16 protein-coding genes are annotated in these 16,059 nt (G+C 70.4%); 13 read left to right on the top strand and 3 right to left on the bottom strand.

The window, feature by feature from the left end; genetic code table 11:
- Positions 1-67: 67 nt before the first annotated feature.
- The 3 genes from ACFZDA_RS13315 (at position 68) to ACFZDA_RS13305 (ending at position 2,639) form a co-directional block, all read left to right on the top strand.
- The gene (locus ACFZDA_RS13315) at positions 68-784 is read left to right on the top strand and encodes a DUF6250 domain-containing protein (RefSeq protein ID WP_391079397.1); all 717 of its coding nucleotides are present in this window, start codon (positions 68-70) and stop codon (positions 782-784) included.
- Between the two features lie 145 nt (positions 785-929).
- Positions 930-1,715, top strand: coding sequence for a GDSL-type esterase/lipase family protein (locus tag ACFZDA_RS13310; protein WP_391080134.1), 786 nt, complete (start codon positions 930-932; stop codon positions 1,713-1,715).
- A gap of 186 nt (positions 1,716-1,901) precedes the next feature.
- Complete coding sequence (locus ACFZDA_RS13305; RefSeq protein ID WP_391079394.1) at positions 1,902-2,639, top strand: helix-turn-helix domain-containing protein; 738 nt, start codon at positions 1,902-1,904, stop codon at positions 2,637-2,639.
- A 9-nt stretch (positions 2,640-2,648) separates the two neighbouring features.
- Here ACFZDA_RS13305 and ACFZDA_RS13300 read toward each other — a convergent pair whose 3' ends face one another.
- Both ACFZDA_RS13300 and ACFZDA_RS13295 read right to left on the bottom strand, forming a co-directional pair.
- Positions 2,649-3,263, bottom strand: coding sequence for a TetR family transcriptional regulator C-terminal domain-containing protein (locus ACFZDA_RS13300; protein ID WP_391079391.1), 615 nt, complete (start codon positions 3,261-3,263; stop codon positions 2,649-2,651).
- Positions 3,264-3,334: 71 nt separating this feature from the next.
- Positions 3,335-4,513, bottom strand: a complete 1,179-nt coding sequence (locus tag ACFZDA_RS13295) for a Glu/Leu/Phe/Val dehydrogenase dimerization domain-containing protein (RefSeq protein WP_391079389.1) — start codon at positions 4,511-4,513, stop codon at positions 3,335-3,337.
- Positions 4,514-4,637: 124 nt separating this feature from the next.
- On the opposite strand from ACFZDA_RS13295, the gene ACFZDA_RS13290 reads away from it, so the two are divergent.
- Positions 4,638-5,828, top strand: coding sequence for an MBL fold metallo-hydrolase (locus ACFZDA_RS13290; RefSeq protein ID WP_391079386.1), 1,191 nt, complete (start codon positions 4,638-4,640; stop codon positions 5,826-5,828).
- A gap of 42 nt (positions 5,829-5,870) precedes the next feature.
- Here ACFZDA_RS13290 and ACFZDA_RS13285 read toward each other — a convergent pair whose 3' ends face one another.
- Positions 5,871-6,971, bottom strand: coding sequence for an ABC transporter substrate-binding protein (locus tag ACFZDA_RS13285; RefSeq protein ID WP_391079383.1), 1,101 nt, complete (start codon positions 6,969-6,971; stop codon positions 5,871-5,873).
- Positions 6,972-7,585: 614 nt separating this feature from the next.
- On the opposite strand from ACFZDA_RS13285, the gene ACFZDA_RS13280 reads away from it, so the two are divergent.
- The 9 genes from ACFZDA_RS13280 to ACFZDA_RS13240 all read left to right on the top strand — a co-directional run bounded on the left by ACFZDA_RS13280 (position 7,586) and on the right by ACFZDA_RS13240 (position 16,036).
- Entirely contained in the window at positions 7,586-8,515 is a 930-nt protein-coding gene (locus ACFZDA_RS13280; RefSeq protein WP_391079380.1) for a hypothetical protein, read from the top strand.
- Positions 8,516-8,613: 98 nt separating this feature from the next.
- Positions 8,614-9,930 (top strand): ATP-grasp domain-containing protein, encoded by a 1,317-nt coding sequence (locus tag ACFZDA_RS13275; protein WP_391079377.1) that lies wholly within the window; start codon positions 8,614-8,616, stop codon positions 9,928-9,930.
- Positions 9,927-10,766, top strand: coding sequence for a transporter substrate-binding domain-containing protein (locus tag ACFZDA_RS13270; protein ID WP_391079373.1), 840 nt, complete (start codon positions 9,927-9,929; stop codon positions 10,764-10,766). Before ACFZDA_RS13275 ends, ACFZDA_RS13270 begins: the two co-directional genes overlap by 4 nt.
- A 7-nt stretch (positions 10,767-10,773) precedes the next feature.
- On the top strand, positions 10,774-11,628 hold the full coding sequence (locus ACFZDA_RS13265) for an ABC transporter permease subunit (RefSeq protein WP_391079370.1): 855 nt from the start codon (positions 10,774-10,776) through the stop codon (positions 11,626-11,628).
- A gap of 3 nt (positions 11,629-11,631) precedes the next feature.
- Positions 11,632-12,432, top strand: coding sequence for an ATP-binding cassette domain-containing protein (locus tag ACFZDA_RS13260; RefSeq protein ID WP_391079367.1), 801 nt, complete (start codon positions 11,632-11,634; stop codon positions 12,430-12,432).
- Positions 12,419-13,234: an inositol monophosphatase family protein gene (locus tag ACFZDA_RS13255; protein ID WP_391079364.1), complete on the top strand. Its 816-nt coding sequence runs from the start codon at positions 12,419-12,421 to the stop codon at positions 13,232-13,234. Before ACFZDA_RS13260 ends, ACFZDA_RS13255 begins: the two co-directional genes overlap by 14 nt.
- Complete coding sequence (gene cysC, locus ACFZDA_RS13250; protein WP_391079361.1) at positions 13,231-13,779, top strand: adenylyl-sulfate kinase; 549 nt, start codon at positions 13,231-13,233, stop codon at positions 13,777-13,779. Before ACFZDA_RS13255 ends, cysC begins: the two co-directional genes overlap by 4 nt.
- Complete coding sequence (cysD, locus tag ACFZDA_RS13245) at positions 13,776-14,711, top strand: sulfate adenylyltransferase subunit CysD (RefSeq protein WP_391079359.1); 936 nt, start codon at positions 13,776-13,778, stop codon at positions 14,709-14,711. Before cysC ends, cysD begins: the two co-directional genes overlap by 4 nt.
- Before the next feature lie 2 nt (positions 14,712-14,713).
- Positions 14,714-16,036, top strand: coding sequence for a GTP-binding protein (locus ACFZDA_RS13240; protein WP_391079356.1), 1,323 nt, complete (start codon positions 14,714-14,716; stop codon positions 16,034-16,036).
- Positions 16,037-16,059 lie beyond the last annotated feature (23 nt).

Here is a 16,059-nt window from a genome sequence, read left to right as displayed (position 1 = left end):
GTGATCCCGTCCGGAGCGCAAGCGCTTTCTAGAGCCTTCCAGGCGGATCCCCGAGGAGACGTGTCCCGTGCCGACCACTCGTAGAGCGTTCGCGGCCATGGCCGCCGGAGCCGCCCTGACGGCGTTCGGCCCGACGGCGAACGCGAACGCCGCGGCCCGTCATCGCCGCCTCATCGCCCACGACGACTTCTGCCACGGCCTCGACCAGTGGGCGACCGAACTCCAGGACGGTGGCACCGTCACCGCCTCTCGCGGCGTTCTGGAGATCGACGTGCCGAGCGGGGCGACGGTGTGGTTCAGGCAGCGGCTCGAAGGCCCGTACGTCCTGGAGTACACCGCCACGCCGGTCTCCGAGGGCGGGGTCAACGACCGGGTCTCCGACCTCAACAACTTCTGGAACGCGACCGATGTCCGCTCCCCGGGCGATCTCTTCGCGACGACGCGTGGTGGGGCGCTGGAGGAGTACGACCACCTGACGACGTACTACGCCGGTTACGGGGCCAACTACAACACCACGACGCGGCTGCGACGCTATGTCGGGCAGCCCGGTGTCCGGCCCCTGATCTACGACTACACCGAGCCGCTGCTGGTGCCGGGTGAGCCGAACCGGGTGCGGATCGTCTCCGACGGTTCGGCGGTGCGGTGGTGGAACAACGGGCGGCTCGTGTTCGACTACAGGGATCCGGAGCCGTACACGGCAGGGCACTTCGGCTTCCGGACCGTGTGGAGTCACTTCCGGATCACGGGCTTCCGGGTGTGGCGACAGAGGCCCCAACATCCCTGACGGGCGACCTATTCCGGAGTTGGTGAACACTTTAGGAGTGGCTTATCTCACCGCCCGTCAACCCTTTCCTACGGTCGCGTAAGTCACATTCGAAGGTGAATCATGAGCTGCTGTGGCAGACGATTCGAAGAGTGACAGCAGAGCAGTGATCGGGTCGTACGTGGCGGTGGGGGACAGCTTCACCGAGGGTGTCGGTGATCCCGGCCCCGACGGGGCGTTCGTCGGCTGGGCCGACCGGTTCGCCGTCCTGCTCGCCGACCGCCGGCCCGAAGGCGACTTCCAGTACACCAACCTCGCCGTGCGCGGGAAGCTCCTCGACCAGATCGTGGCGGACCAGGTTCCGCGGGCCGTCGGCATGGCCCCCGACCTCGTCTCGTTCTGCGCCGGGGGCAACGACATCCTCCGGCCGGGTACCGACCCGGACGAGGTGGCCGAGCGCTTCGAGCGGGCCCTGGTGCGGCTCACCGCCGTGGCCGGCACGGTGATGGTGACGACCGGGTTCGACACGCGTGGGGTGCCCGTGCTCAAGCACCTGCGCGGCAAGATCGCGACGTACAACGGGCATGTCCGGGCCATCGCCGACCGGTACGGCTGCCCGGTGCTCGACCTGTGGTCCCTGCGCAGTGTCCAGGACCGCAGGGCCTGGGACGCCGACCGGCTGCACCTGTCGCCCGAGGGGCACACGCGGGTGGCGCTCCGCGCGGGGCAGGTGCTCGGGCTGGAGGTTCCGGCGGACCCGGAGCAGCCGTGGCCGCCGCTGCCGGCTCGGGGGCCTCTTGAGGTCCGGCGGGACGATGTGCACTGGGCGCGGGAGTTTCTGGTGCCGTGGATCGGGCGGCGGCTGCGTGGGGAGTCGTCGGGGGACCATGTGACGGCGAAAGGGGCGCTGTCGCCGGAGGACATCCGGATGCGGATCGCCGCGGTGGCGTAGCGCCTGCGCCTGACACCGGGTGGTGGGTCGGGGCCGTGACGGGGGGCGGGTGGCACGATCGGCGTTTCGGACAGAGGGAAAGCGACGTTGCGTTCACAGGCGCGGTAACAACTGCGGCAAGCGGCCCTTGTGGTGAGGTTGGGTTCAGTGCAATGATCCTTTCCGGTCCGTTGCAAGGAGTTCACGATGCCGGGAGGCAGGCTCAGCCTGCAGGAGCGTCAGCAGATCGCTCGGGGGATGAGTGACGGCCTCGCCTACGCGGAGATCGCCAGGCGCCTCGGGCGGCCGACCTCGACGATCACGCGCGAGGTGATGCGCAACGGCGGCCCGACCGCCTACCGTGCCGACCTGGCCCACCGCGCCACCGAACGCCGGACCCACCGGCGCAGGCAGGCCGCTCCCCGGGGAGCGCGGGCGCCCTCGCCGGCCCACGGGCGTGACGTCGAGGCCGTGCGCGAGTACGAGGAGATGTTCACCACCCTCCTCATGCGGCAGGGCCTGCCCAGGATGATGTCCCGGGTGCTGACCTGCCTCTACACCACCGACGCGGGCAGTCTCACCGCGGCAGAGCTCGTGCGGCACCTTCAGGTCAGCCCGGCCTCCGTGTCCAAAGCGGTCGCGTTCCTGGAGAGTCAGGGGCTCATCCGCCGGGAGCGCGGTGAGGGCCGCCGCGAGCGTTACGCCGTCGACGACGACGTCTTCTACCAGTCGATGATCGCCAGCGCCCGGTCCAGCGTCCAACTGGCCGCGGCCGCACGGCAGGGCGTCGGCGTCCTCGGTTCCGGCACCCCGGCCGCCACCCGCCTGGAGAATATCGCCCGCTTCGTCGACTTCGTCGCCGAGAGTCTCATCCGTGCCGCGGAGCAGGCCCGTGAGGTGCTCCACAGCAAACCCGAGACGAGCTCAGGCGGCACCGTGGGATAGACGGCCCGGTCAGGGCCGGGTCAAGGCCGCCGGTTCCAGGCCGAGTTCGCGGGCCAGTGCTTCCTCGGCCCACTCCTGGGCCCGTGCCCGGGGCACCGCGCCCGGGTAGGACGTCAGCTGGACGGCGAGGCCGTCGAGGAGGGCGGTGAGTCTCAGGGCCGTGCCGTGCGGGTCGGGGCAGTGGAACTCGCCGGCCGCCATGCCCTCAGTGATGACCTCGGCGAGGGCCGCCTTCCACTGCCTGTCGAGGTCCTGGGTGACCTCCCGCAACGCGGGCTCGCGCAGGGCCGCCGCCCAGCCCTCGATCCACAGCCGCCAGCCCTTGGCCTGGCCGGTCGGGGCGTACCACCGTACGGCCGACCGCAGCCGGCGCACTGCCGACGTACGGCGGCCGAGCAGCCTGCGCAGATGCGCGAGGTCCGCCTCGGCCGCGTGCCGGAACGCGGCGGCGACCAGCTTCTCCTTCGTCGAGAAGTGGTAGAGCACCAGCGCGTTGCTCACACCGAGCGCCGAGGCCACGTCGGCGATCCTGACCGCCGCCACACCCCGTGCCTCGATCTGCTCGACGGCGGCCCGCAGCAGCTCCCCGCGCCGTTCCGCCACGCTCAACCGGACTCTCGTCACGCCGTCACCCTACACACGCGCATCACCGTCCTGACCGGTGCGTTCGGGGGCCGGGCCGGTCCCGCCGGCTGTCAGCGGTAGCAGCCGAACCGTTCCGCCAGGACCGGCAGCCGGTCCGCCACGAGCGCGTGGGCGGCGGCCCGCGGCGTCGTGCCGTCGGCCCGGGCGCGGGCCAGCATCCGCTCGACCAGGGACCGCATCGAGCGGCGTGTGTGCGCGAACGCCTCCTCGGCGTCGGCGCCGATGTCCCCGAACAGCGTCCACCACCACCAGGCGTTCGTCCCGGAGTTGACCACGACGTCGGGCAGCACGGTCACCCCCCGCGCGGCGAGCGGCGGCTCCGCCTCCGGCCGTACGGGCATGTTGGCCGCCTCGACGATCCAGCGGGCGGTGATCCGCTCCTGGTTCCCGGCGTCGACCGCGTACGAGACGGCCGCGGGCACCAGGACCTCCGCGTCGGCCGACAGCCAGGCGTCGCCCGGCAGTTCGCGGTCGCCGGGGCGCAGCGCCGAACGGTCCACGGTGCCGTGGGAGTCCCGCGCGGCGAGCAGTGCCTCGACATCGAGTCCCGCCGGGTTGGCGATCGTGCCCTTGATGTCGGCGACGGCCACGACCGTGAGCCCCGAGCGCGCGAGGAAGCGCGCGGTGGCCCCGCCCATGGTGCCCAGCCCCTGGAGGGCGACTCGCGTCCCCGCGTGGGGCACCCCGGCGTGGTCCAGCGCCGTGAGGGCCGCCTCGGCGACACCGCAGCCGCCGGCCAGCTCGTCCAGGCCGATGCCGTCCACCTCGACGGCGAAGGCGTCCCGGAGCCGCCGCCGGGCCTCGGCCTCGTCGTCCAGCAGCGGGTAGACGGCCTGGACGGAGGAGACCAGCCCCGCCTCGGCCACGGCCCGGTCCACCAGGTCCTGGGTGAGGCCGAGGTCCTCGCCGGTCGTCCAGACGCTCTCGATGTACGGCCGCATGGCGCGCAGGTACCGCACCAGCAGCGGGTAGGCCTCCGGGTCGCGCGGGTCGCAGTCGATGCCGCCCTTGGCGCCGCCGAGCGGGATGTAACGGCCGGCGGGGTCGTAGTGGAGGGCCTCCTTCATGGTCATGCCGCGGGCCAGGCCGGTGACCTCGTCCAGCGTGCAGCCCGCGCGCATCCGCAGACCGCCGCTGGCGACACCGCGCACCAGCCGGTCGACGACCAGGAAGCCCTGGCGGCCGGTGAGATGGTCGGTCCAGGTGAGGGACAGCAGGGGGCTGGCCATACGGGCTCCTTCGCCGTGATACTGAATCATTGTTCAGTATCACGGTCGCGGGACCCCTGGGCCCGGGTGTTTCCGCAAGGGCCGACCATAATGGAAAGCCTGACCGACTCCACCTGGAGGTACCGTGGCCGGTTTCCGTTCCCTGAGCTCCGGGCTCCGCGCGCTCCGGCCCGGGGCGTTCGGCGCGGATCCCAGCGGTGAGCGCATGGCGCGCATCCGCAGATCGCCGCACTTCAAGGACGGGGTCTTCCAGAACCCCGGAGGTCCCGCGCGGACCCGGCCCTCGGGCTCCACCGTCGACTTCGCCAAGGTCTTCTTCGACAAGGAGGCCCGGCCCCGCCGTGCCCCGAAGGGCACCGTGCCGGTGCACGCCACCACCCTCGCCGACCTCGCCCGGCCCCCGGCCACCGGACTGCGCCTGACCTGGATGGGGCACTCCAGCGTGCTCGCCGAGATCGACGGCCGGCGCGTGCTGTTCGACCCCGTGTGGGGCGAGCGCTGCTCCCCGTTCCCGTTCGCCGGGCCGAAGCGGCTGCACCCGGTGCCCCTGCCGCTGGCCGCGCTCGGCCCGGTCGACGTCGTGGTCATCTCGCACGACCACTACGACCACCTGGACATGCCCACCATCAAGGCTCTGGCCGGCACGGACACGCAGTTCGCGGTGCCGCTCGGCGTCGGGGCGCACCTGGAGCACTGGGGCGTGTCCGCGGGCCGGCTGCGCGAACTGGACTGGCACGAGGCGACGAAGATCGACGGCCTCACCCTGACCGCCACTCCGGCCCGGCACTTCTGCGGCCGGGGCCTGCGCAACACCCAGCACACCCTGTGGGCCTCCTGGGTCGTCGCCGGCGAGGAGCACCGGGTCTTCCACAGCGGTGACACCGGCTACTTCGACGGCTTCAAGGAGATCGGTGCCGCACACGGGCCGTTCGACGCCACGATGATCCAGCTCGGCGCGTACTCCGAGTTCTGGCCGGACATCCACATGACGCCCCCGGAGGGGATCCAGGCTCAGCTCGACCTCCAGGGAGGCACGCCGCACGGGGTGCTGCTGCCGATCCACTGGGGCACGTTCAACCTCGCCACCCATGCCTGGGCCGAGCCGGGGGAGTGGACGAAGGACCTGGCCGAGGAGGCGGGACAGGACGTGGCGTTCCCCCGGCCGGGCGAGCCCTTCGAGCCGGCCGGGAAGGTCCCCGGGGAGCCTTGGTGGCGGGCGGTGTCCGCGCCCCTTGTCCATCCGTGGCGCCTCGGCACGCGGGCGGCCGTCACGCCGGCCGCTCCGGGCGATCTCGACCTCGCGGGCGAGAAGTGATCCGGTGGTGCCGTGGCGGGGTGCCCGCTGTGGTCGGGCGGGTCATTCCTCGACCGGCGGCAGCCCCGCCGACCGCAGCGCCCTGTTGAGCGGGCCCAGGTCGTAGATCCCCGTCAGGTCGTCCGACGCGAGCAGGTGGAGCCGGGCGGCGTGCCGGGCTTGGGCGCGCAGGGTCGTGGGCAGCGGGTCGTTCGTGAAGGTGACACCCTGCCAGGCGGCGTCGAGCACGGCGGCCGGAAGCGCCTTGCCCGTCAGGCGTTTGAGGTGGGCGCCGGCCGCGGTCCTGGCTTCCCGGGGATGGGCGGCGATCCAGGTGTTGGCGGCGACGGATGCCCGTACGACCGCGTCGACCACGTCGCGGTGTTCCGCCAGGAACGTGGGTGAGACGATGACGTTCGTCGTGACGAAACGGCGACCCGGCCAGAGGTCCGCCTCGTCCAGCAGCACGCGTGCGCCCTGCGCGACCAGGAGCGAGGCGGTCGGCTCGGGCACCCAGGCGCCGTCCAGGGAGCCCGAGCGGTAGGCGTCTACCGTGACACGGTTGTCGCTGCGGACCAGTGAGACGTCGCCCCGGCCGCTCGCCGGGTCGATCTTCCACCCACGGCTCGCCGCCCAGTGCAGGAAGGCCACGTCCTGGGTGTTGCCCACTTGCGGCGTGGCGATCCGTTTGCCCTTCACCTCGTTGAGGGAGTGGATGCGGTCGGGGTTCACCACGAGCCGCACGCCGCCGGAGGCGGAGCCCGCCACGATCCGCAGCGCGTCCCCGCCCGACCGCAGAAATCCGTTGATCGCGGGCGACGGGCCGGTCCAGGCGATGTCGACGGAACCGGCGTTGAGGGCCTCGATGGCGGTCGGGCCGGAGCCGAAGGTGCGGGGGGCGACGGCGGTTCCCTTCAGCTCCCGGGCGAAGAAGCCGCGTTCGAGGCCGACGAGCGCAGTGGCGTGGGTGATGTTGGGCAGGTAGCCGATGCGCACGGTGTCGACGGAGAGCTTGGGGCCACGGGCGGGTGCACCGGCCGCGCCTGCCGCGATCGGCCGGTTCTTTCCGTAGCCGCATCCCGCCAGCAGGCTCAGCGCGACGGTGAGCGCCACCGCTGCGACCAGTCGGGGCAGGGGCGGTAACGGTAACGGAGCAGAGCGCATGGCGGGGTCCTAGAGGTCAGGGGTGGAGACCGGAGCGTACTCACCCGCCAAACGTGCGCTCAAGAGGAACTCCTCGCCGGCACGGCTGGTCCTCGACAACTCGGCTTCGTCAAGGGTGAGTCGGGCGTTCTGACAAATCAGCCGGATTGATGTGCGTCCACGGGGGCGTCTCGGACAATCGGATGGCGCTCGCAAAAGTGCAGCGTGCACCCTTCTTCGCCGCTCGGAATGTCCTCTTCCTCTTCTTTGCTGCCGCTAAGAAAAAGTAAACGTTATGAGTGGCGCGGGCATGCGGGGGGTGTCCTGAAGCCGGAGGTGAGGCAATGTTCCGTTCGCCCCGCTTTCGTCATAAGGAGCGCTTATCTGTGCCGTCAGGGTGGTGCGGACGTCGAGGGCGGAACTTTCTTGGCTGAAAGGCGCTCTGGACGGATGAGGTGGGAGTTTCTTTGGTTGACATTGATGTCAAGACGTTGCAACGATTTGATCAACATTAGAGTCAGAGTTGTCAGCTGAGTGCCAAAAGGTATCGGCCGACAAGTGAGGGGATGACTGTGCAGCAACAGGTTCCGGATGTCAGCGGTATGCGGGCGGAAAGAGTCGTCGTTGTCTCGCTGATGAAATCCGGCACCCATCTCGTGCAGGAACTGATGCTGGCTCTCGGCTACAAGATCTACGGTCAGTCCAGGATTCCGCAGGAAATCCGGCCCGTGCTGGCCGACGCGACCCGTGACCGGGTCGTGCGCATGGTGCACGGCGACCAGGCGGCCGACACCCTCAAGGCGCAGGGCGAAGAGGCCTTCCGGGCCGGCTCCGACCAGGCATGGGAGGCGCTCGGCTGGGCCTGGCAGCAGCGCCTCGGGATGCCTCTCGTCAACCGTTACGGCGCACAGCTCACTCATACCGACGCCGTCGACCAGGCCCTGCGACGCACCTCGGGCACACCTTTCTCCGCGACGCCGGAGAACACCTGCTGGATCATTCCGGAACTCGACATCAAGAGGGTCGACGGGAAATTCATCGAAGAATGGACCCGGACCGGTGAGCCGCGGATCCTCTTCATGTACCGCGACCCCCGCGACATGGTCCTGTCGATGGTGAACTTCCTGCTCGGTAAGACCGTCCAGGGATTCGGCAACTTCAGCGAGTTTCAGGTTTTCAACAACATTCTGGCGGCCAAGGGCTCCTTGGAGGAGCGTCTTCTTTACGCACTGTCGGATCCGGCCTTCCCGGGCAGCGGTGATCACGAGCGGATGCTCTGGCTCCTCAACCATCCCAAGGTCTGCAACATCTCGTTCGAGGAAATGGTGGGGCCCCAGGGCGGTGGCTCGGCCGAGGCCCAGCTCGACGCCGTACGGCGCGTGATCGAGTTCGTCGATGCCGACGCGGACCCCGAGAAGACCGCTGACGGGATCTTCCGCAGGGACTCGTTCTCCTTCTTCAAGGGCCAGATCGGCAGCTGGCGGGAGGCGTTCACGCCCCGGGTCGGGCAACTGGCGCAGGAGCGCCTGGCCAAGGCCCTTGAGCTGTACGGCTACCAGGCCTGAACCCTCCCCCAGAACCCTCGCCCCAGAACCCTCCCCCTGGGCCCTCGCCCGCAGGCTCTCGTTTCCTCGCACGCCGAACCAAGGAGTTCCGAAGCCGCATGACAAAGGTCACCAGCCGGCCGCGCACCCTCGTGCTCGTGATGAGACGTGGGCTCAGTACGTCGCCGGACCACGTCCAGACCATGCTCGACCTGGACATACGGACCCACCTCCTCACCGTCGACACGGAGCCCTGGGCGAACGATCCCCGCTTCGCCTCCGTGCGCCGGCTCCCGCACGATTCCGACCAGCGCGACTTCGTGAAGGCCGCCGTCGAGACCGCCCGGGAACGTGGTGCCTCGGCCGTCGTCACCTTCATCGAGCCGGACATCGAGATCGTCGAGGAGGCCAACGCAGAGCTCGGGCTCGACTGGGCGATCCCGGAGAGCGCCCGCATCTGCCGCGACAAGCACCGCCAGCGGATGTTCCTGGCCGAGCACGACATCCCGTCGGTCTGGTTCCACCCGGTCACCGACATCGAGTCGGCCGTCGAGGCGGCCACCGCCCACGGGCTGCCGCTCATGGTCAAGCCGACCCGGGCCGCCGCCAGCGACTGCGTCGAACTCGTCGGCGACGTGGACCGGTTGCGGGCCTCCCTCAAGGTGATCCAGGGCTACATCGAGAGCGGCCGCAACTTCTACTTCTCCGGCGCCCCGGAGTCCTGGGCGGTCCTGGAGGAGTACCTGCCGGGCGAGGAGATCACCCTCGACGGCGTCGTACTCGACGGGCAGTTCATCCTCGGCGGCGTCCACAACAAGAAGCACTCGACCGGCCCGCACTTCGAAGAAGACCTGTACACGCTGCCGTTCAAGACCCCGGAGCGCGAGGACGAGGTCGCCGGCATCGCCGCGGGCATCACCCGTGCGCTCGGTGTGCGGCACGGCCTGTTCAACGCCGAGATGCGCCAGGACGCACAAGGGCGGTACCGGGTCGTCGAGTTCTCGATCCGCGTCTCCGGCGGCCATGTCTACCGGCACATCAAGGACGTGTACGCCATCGACTTCGTGCGCATGTTCCTGCGCGCGGCGTGCGGCGAGAGCGTCGAGGACATCCTCGCCCAGGAGAACCAGAAGCAGCCGCCCCGGATGACGGTGTGCGCCAAGGTCGTCTACCGCAACGGCCGTGTCGTGCGCAACAGCGTGGGCGAGGCCATGCACTCGCCGTACTTCCGCACGTACTTCCCCGTGGCCAAGCCCGGCACGGACGTCGTCTCCGGTGAGAAGGGCTTCGACTTCACCGGCCTGCTGTCCGTGTGGCACCCCTGGCAGCCCGGTCAGGACCCGGCCGTCGTCCACGACGTGGCGCGCGCCCTCGCCGAGAAACTCGACGTGGAAGTGGTCGACGCCGGCGAGGAGCAAGGGCTGACGGCCCCGTGAGGACGACGCGCCGCGGCAGACGGTGCCGGGCCATCGGCGGCGCCATGACGGTGGCCCTCCTCACCGCGTCCTGCGGTGGGCAGGGCGCCGAGAAGGCGGCGTCGCCACTGGTCAAGAACGTCTCGCTGGTGAAGTCCGGGACGTTCGTGGTGTGCACCAACGTGCCCTATGAGCCCTTCTCCTTCACCCGGAACGGCAAGGTCGTCGGCTTCGACATCGCGCTCATGGACAAGGTGGCCCAGCGACTCGGGGTGAAGCAGGAGATCGTCGACATCGACTTCGACCCGATCCGCAGCGGCGCGGCCCTCAACTCCGGCAGGTGCGACGTCGCGGCAGCCGGCATCACGATCACGGCGGAGCGCAGGAAGAACGTGGCCTTCTCGGACTCGTACTTCGACGAGGCGCTCAGCCTGATGAGCCCCGCGGGCAAGCCGGTGGCCACGCTCGACGAGGCCAGGGCCGGCAAACTGCGCGTCGGCGTGCTGACCGGCACCACGAGCATGAAGGCCGCGGTGGACGAGGGCATCGAGCCGCAGGAGTACAAGGACTCCGGCAAGCAGCTCACCGCCCTGAGGTCGGGGAGCGTCGACGTCATCGTGCAGGACCTCCCCGTGGTCACCAGCTGGCTCAAGAAGCCCGAACTCGCCGGGAAGTTCACCGCCGGACAGCCCATCAGCACCGGAGCGCACTACGGCTTCGTGGTGAAGAAGAAGGGCAGCGAGGGCCTGCTCAAGGTGATCAACGACGTGATCGCGGACGCGAAGCAGGACGGCAGCTACGCCCGGCTCCACCAGAAGTGGCTCGGCGTCCCACCCGAACCCAGCACGACGTCCTGAGGGAGCCATGGCCAAGACGTCCGCAGCTCCCCTGAACCTCGGTCCCGTTCCCCCGCCTCCCGCGACGGCCGGTTCCAGTCCGCGCCGCCGCAAGCGCATCAGTCTGACCGTGCAGTACGCGGTGTTCGTCATCGTCGTCGCCGCCGTGGCGCTCCAGGTCGACTGGGCCGCCGTCCAGGAGCACTTCCTGGACCTGGGCGTCGCCCGCGAGACCTTCCCCGACCTGCTCACGGTGGCGCTGCGCAACACCGTCCTGTACACACTCGGCGGCTACGTCCTGGGCTTCCTGCTCGGGCTCGTACTGGCCCTGATGCGCCTGTCCTCCGTACCGTTGCACCGCTGGACCGCCCTGCTCTACATCGAGATCTTCCGGGGACTTCCGGCGCTGGTGATCTTCCTGGTCATCGGCTTCGGGATCCCGGTCGCCTTCCCCGGATTCGCGCTGCCCGGAGGCATCTACGGGCAGGTGGCGCTGGCACTGGGCCTGGTCGCGGCGGCGTACATGGCCGAGACCTTCCGGGCCGGCATCCAGGCCGTGCCCAAGGGACAGGTGGAGAGCGCCCGTTGCCTGGGCATGTCCCACACCCGGGCCATGTTCTCGATCGTGGTCCCGCAGGCCCTGCGCATCGTCGTGCCGCCGCTGACCAACGAGCTCGTCCTGCTCTTCAAGGACTCCTCGCTGGCCTTCGTCCTGGGGGTCACGGCGGCCACCACCGAACTCGCCAAGTTCGGCTCCGATGTGGCCGCCGACCAGGCCGACTCGACCCCGCTCGTGGTGGCCGGCCTCGGCTACCTCCTCATCACCGTCCCGCTCGGGATCCTGGTGCGCCGGCTGGAGAGCCGCCGCTCCGAAAGGGGCTGACGCATGGTCACGGCTCAACCCGCCGTCGAAGTGGCGGGACTGCACAAGTCGTACGGGGGGCTCGACGTCCTCAAGGGGGTCGACCTGAGCGTCGCGGCGGGCGAGGTCGTGTGCGTCATCGGCCCCTCCGGGTCCGGCAAGTCCACGCTGCTGCGCTGCGTGAACATGCTCGAGGAGCCCACCTCGGGCGTCGTCCTGGTCGACGGGGTCCGCCTCAACCACCCCGACACCGACCTGGACGCCGCCCGGCGGCGCATGGGCATGGTCTTCCAGATGTTCAACCTGTTCCCTCACCTGACGGTGCTGGGCAACGTGACCATCGCCCAGCGACGCGTACTGAAGAGGGACCGCGCCGAGGCGGAGCGCGTGGCGCGTGACTGCCTGGCCCGCGTCGGCGTCGAGGACAAGGCCGACGCCTACCCGGCGCAGTTGTCGGGCGGGCAGCAGCAACGCGTCGCCATAGCCCGCGCCTTGGCGATGAACCCCAGCGTGATGCTCTTCGACGAGCCGACCTCCGCCCTCGACCCCGAGCTCGTCGGCGAGGTGCTCACCGTCATCCGCGACCTCGGGACGGACGGCATGACGATGCTCGTCGTCACGCACGAGATGGCCTTCGCCCGGGACGTGGCCGACCGGGTCGTCTTCATGGACGCCGGGGTGATCGTCGAGGAGGGCCTGCCGTCGCAGGTCATCGACGATCCCCGCCACGAGCGCACCCGCACCTTCCTCCACCGAGTTCTCGGACCGCAGGGCTCTGTGGGACCGGGCACCACCAGCACGGGGAGAACACATGAGTACCACTGACGCACACGACACGCGTGAGGAGCACGACGACCATGCCTTCGCGCGCGCCTGCGCCGAGGAAGCGGGCGCGCGGCTCATGGAGATCAGAGCCGCGGCCGCGCCGGGCACCGATCCCCGCGAGCTGAGAGCCGCCGGAGACCACGGTGCCCAGTCCGTCCTGGCCGGCCTGCTCAAGCGGCACCGGCCCGACGACGCGGTCCTGTCGGAGGAGGCGGCCGACGACCTCGGCCGGCTGACCGCCCGGCGCGTCTGGATCGTCGATCCGCTCGACGGCACCCGTGAGTTCGCCGCGCCCCCGCGCGAGGACTGGGCCGTGCACGTGGCCCTGTGGGAGGAAGGCGAGCTGAGGGCGGGAGCCGTCGCGCTGCCCGCCCGCGGCACCGTCCTGTGCACCGACGACCCGGTGCCGCCCCGGGCGGCCGTCCGGCGACGGCCCCGGATGCTGGTCAGCCGCACCCGGCCGCCCGCGTTCGTCACACGTCTGGCCGAGGAACTGGGCGCGGACGTCGTACCCCAGGGCTCGGCCGGGGCCAAGACGGCGTCCGTCGTGCTCGGCGAGGCCGATCTGTACGTGCACGCCGGCGGCCAGTACGAGTGGGACTCGGCAGCCCCCGCGGCGGTCGCCGCCCACCACGGCTGCACCGTTCTCCGGCTCGACGGCAGCGTGCCGCGCTACAACCGGGCCGATCCGACGCTGCCCGACCTGGCCGTCTGCGCACCTGAACTGCACGAGCCGTTCCGCGCGGCGTTCGCCCGGGTCTGCCCCGACTGGCCGGCCGTCGAGGCGGGCGCGGGCGTATGACGGCCGTCTTACAGCAGGGCTGTACCGTCTGGCTGACCGGGCTGCCGAGCTCCGGCAAGACCACCATCGCCACCGCACTCGCCGAACGGCTGCGCGGCGACGGACACCGCGTCGAGGTGCTCGACGGCGACGTGATCCGCTCGTTCCTCTCGGCCGGCCTCGGCTTCAGCCGCGAGGACCGCGACACGAACGTCCAGCGCATCGGGCTGGTCGCCGAGATCCTCGCCCGGAACCGGATCATCGCGCTGGTGCCGGTGATCGCCCCGTACCGGGCCAGCCGCGACGCCGTGCGCAAGCGCCACGAACAGAGCGGGACCCCCTATCTGGAGGTCCACGTCGCCACGCCCGTGGAGGTGTGCGCGAAACGCGATGTGAAGGGGCTGTACGCCAGGCAGGCCGCGGGCGAACTGACCGGTCTGACAGGTGTGGACGACCCCTACGAGGTGCCCGAGTCCCCGGACCTGCGCATCGAGACCCAGAACCAGACCGTGCGGGAGTCCGCCGTGATGCTCCACGCTTTGCTGATCGTGAGGGGGTTGTTGTGACGCGGGCGACCGCAGCACAGTCACACACGCAGGTGACGCGGTGCTGGAGCCACCTGGACTCGCTGGAGTCGGAGGCGGTGCACATCTTCCGCGAGGTGGCGGGCGAGCTGGAGAACCCGGTGCTGCTGTTCTCCGGCGGCAAGGATTCCATCGTCATGCTGCACCTGGCGCTGAAGGCGTTCGCCCCGGCACCGGTCCCGTTCCCGCTGCTGCACGTCGACACCGGGCACAACTTCCCGGAGGTGCTGGCCTACCGGGACCGGACGGTGGCCCGGTACGGGCTGCGGCTGCTCGTGGCCGACGTGCAGGACTACATCGACCGCGGAGTCCTGCGCGAACGCCCGGACGGCACCCGCAACCCGCTCCAGACCCTTCCGCTGACCGAGGCCATCCGCCGGCACGGCTTCGACGCGGTGTTCGGCGGCGCTCGCCGGGACGAGGAGAAGGCGCGTGCCAAGGAACGGGTGTTCTCCCTGCGGGACGAGTTCTCGCAGTGGGATCCGCGCCGCCAGCGCCCGGAGCTGTGGCAGCTCTACAACGGCCGCCACGCCCCCGGCGAGCACGTGCGGGTCTTCCCGCTGTCCAACTGGACCGAGCTGGACGTGTGGCAGTACGTCCAGCGCGAGCGGATCGAGCTGCCGGAGATCTACTTCGCCCACGAACGGGAGGTGTTCCGGCGCTCCGGGATGTGGCTGACGGCAGGGGAGTGGGGCGGACCCGCCGCGTCGGAAGCGGTCGAGAAGCGCCTGGTCCGCTACCGGACGGTCGGGGACATGTCCTGCACCGGCGCGGTGGACTCGGACGCCGCGACCGTCGAGCAGGTCATCACCGAGATCGCCGCCACCCGGCTGACCGAGCGGGGTGCCACGCGCGCCGACGACAAGCTCTCCGAAGCGGCGATGGAAGACCGCAAGCGCGAAGGGTACTTCTAGACATGGGCAAGACCACCGAGCAGACCACCGAGGGGCCGGCGGGCACCACCACCCTGCTGCGCTTCGCCACCGCGGGTTCCGTCGACGACGGCAAGTCCACTCTGGTCGGACGGCTGCTGTACGACTCCAAGAACGTGCTGGCCGACCAGCTGGAGGCCGTCGAGCAGGCGTCCCGCAACCGCGGCCGGGACACCCCGGACCTCGCGCTGCTGACCGACGGTCTGCGCGCCGAGCGCGAGCAGGGCATCACCATCGACGTGGCGTACCGCTACTTCGCCACCCCGCGGCGCCGGTACATCCTGGCCGACTCCCCGGGCCACGAGCAGTACACCAGGAACATGGTCACCGGCACCTCCACCGCCGAACTGACCCTCGTCCTCGTCGACGCCCGCAAAGGTGTGGTGGAGCAGACCCGCCGCCATGTGGCCATCGCCGCTCTGCTGCGGGTCCCGCACGTGGTGCTCGCGGTGAACAAGATGGACCTCGTCGGATACGAGGAGTCGGTGTTCGCGCGGATCGCGGTCGAGCTGACGGCCTACGCGACCGAGCTGGGCGTTCCGGAGATCACCGCGATCCCGATCTCCGCGCTGGCCGGGGACAACGTCGTCGAGCCGTCCGCGAACATGGACTGGTACGGCGGCCCCACCGTCCTCGAACACCTGGAGAGCGTCCCGGTCAGCCGCGACCCCTCCGGTCACGCGGCGCGCTTCCCGGTGCAGTACGTGATCCGGCCGCAGACCGCCGAGCACCCCGACTACCGCGGATACGCGGGCCAGATCGCCGCCGGCAGCTTCCACGTCGGTGACTCCGTCACCGTGCTGCCCTCCGGCCACATGACGACCATCGCGGCGATCGACGCCCTGGGCGTCCCCGTCCCGAGTGCCTCGGCCCCCGAGTCCGTGACCGTCCTGCTCGCCGACGCCCTCGACGTCTCACGCGGCGACCTGGTCGTGCCGAGCGGGGCAGCCCCCGAACCCACCCGCCGCATCGAGGCGACGGTCTGTCACCTGCACGAACGGCCCCTGGTCCCGGGGGCTCACGTGCTGCTCAAGCACACCACGCGCACCGTCAAGGCGGTCGTCAAGGACCTGCCCTACCGGATCGACACGGCACACGGGCACTCCCGCCGTCCCCGGCCGGAGTCCCTGACGGCCAACGACATCGCGACGGTGGTGCTGCACACCTCGGAGCCGCTCGCCATGGACGGATACGCGCACTCGCGCCGCACCGGATCCTTCCTGCTGATCGACCCGGCCGACGGGGCCACCCTGACGGCGGGCATGGCGGGAGCGGCGTTCACGGACGGCTGCGAGACAGGGCGGTGAGCCGGCCGGTGTACGACAGCCCG

It is taken from the genome of Streptomyces sp. NPDC007991 (genome assembly GCF_042958445.1).
Taxonomy (GTDB): Bacteria; Actinomycetota; Actinomycetes; order Streptomycetales; family Streptomycetaceae; genus Streptomyces.
This window is presented reverse-complemented; position numbering and strand designations above follow the sequence as displayed.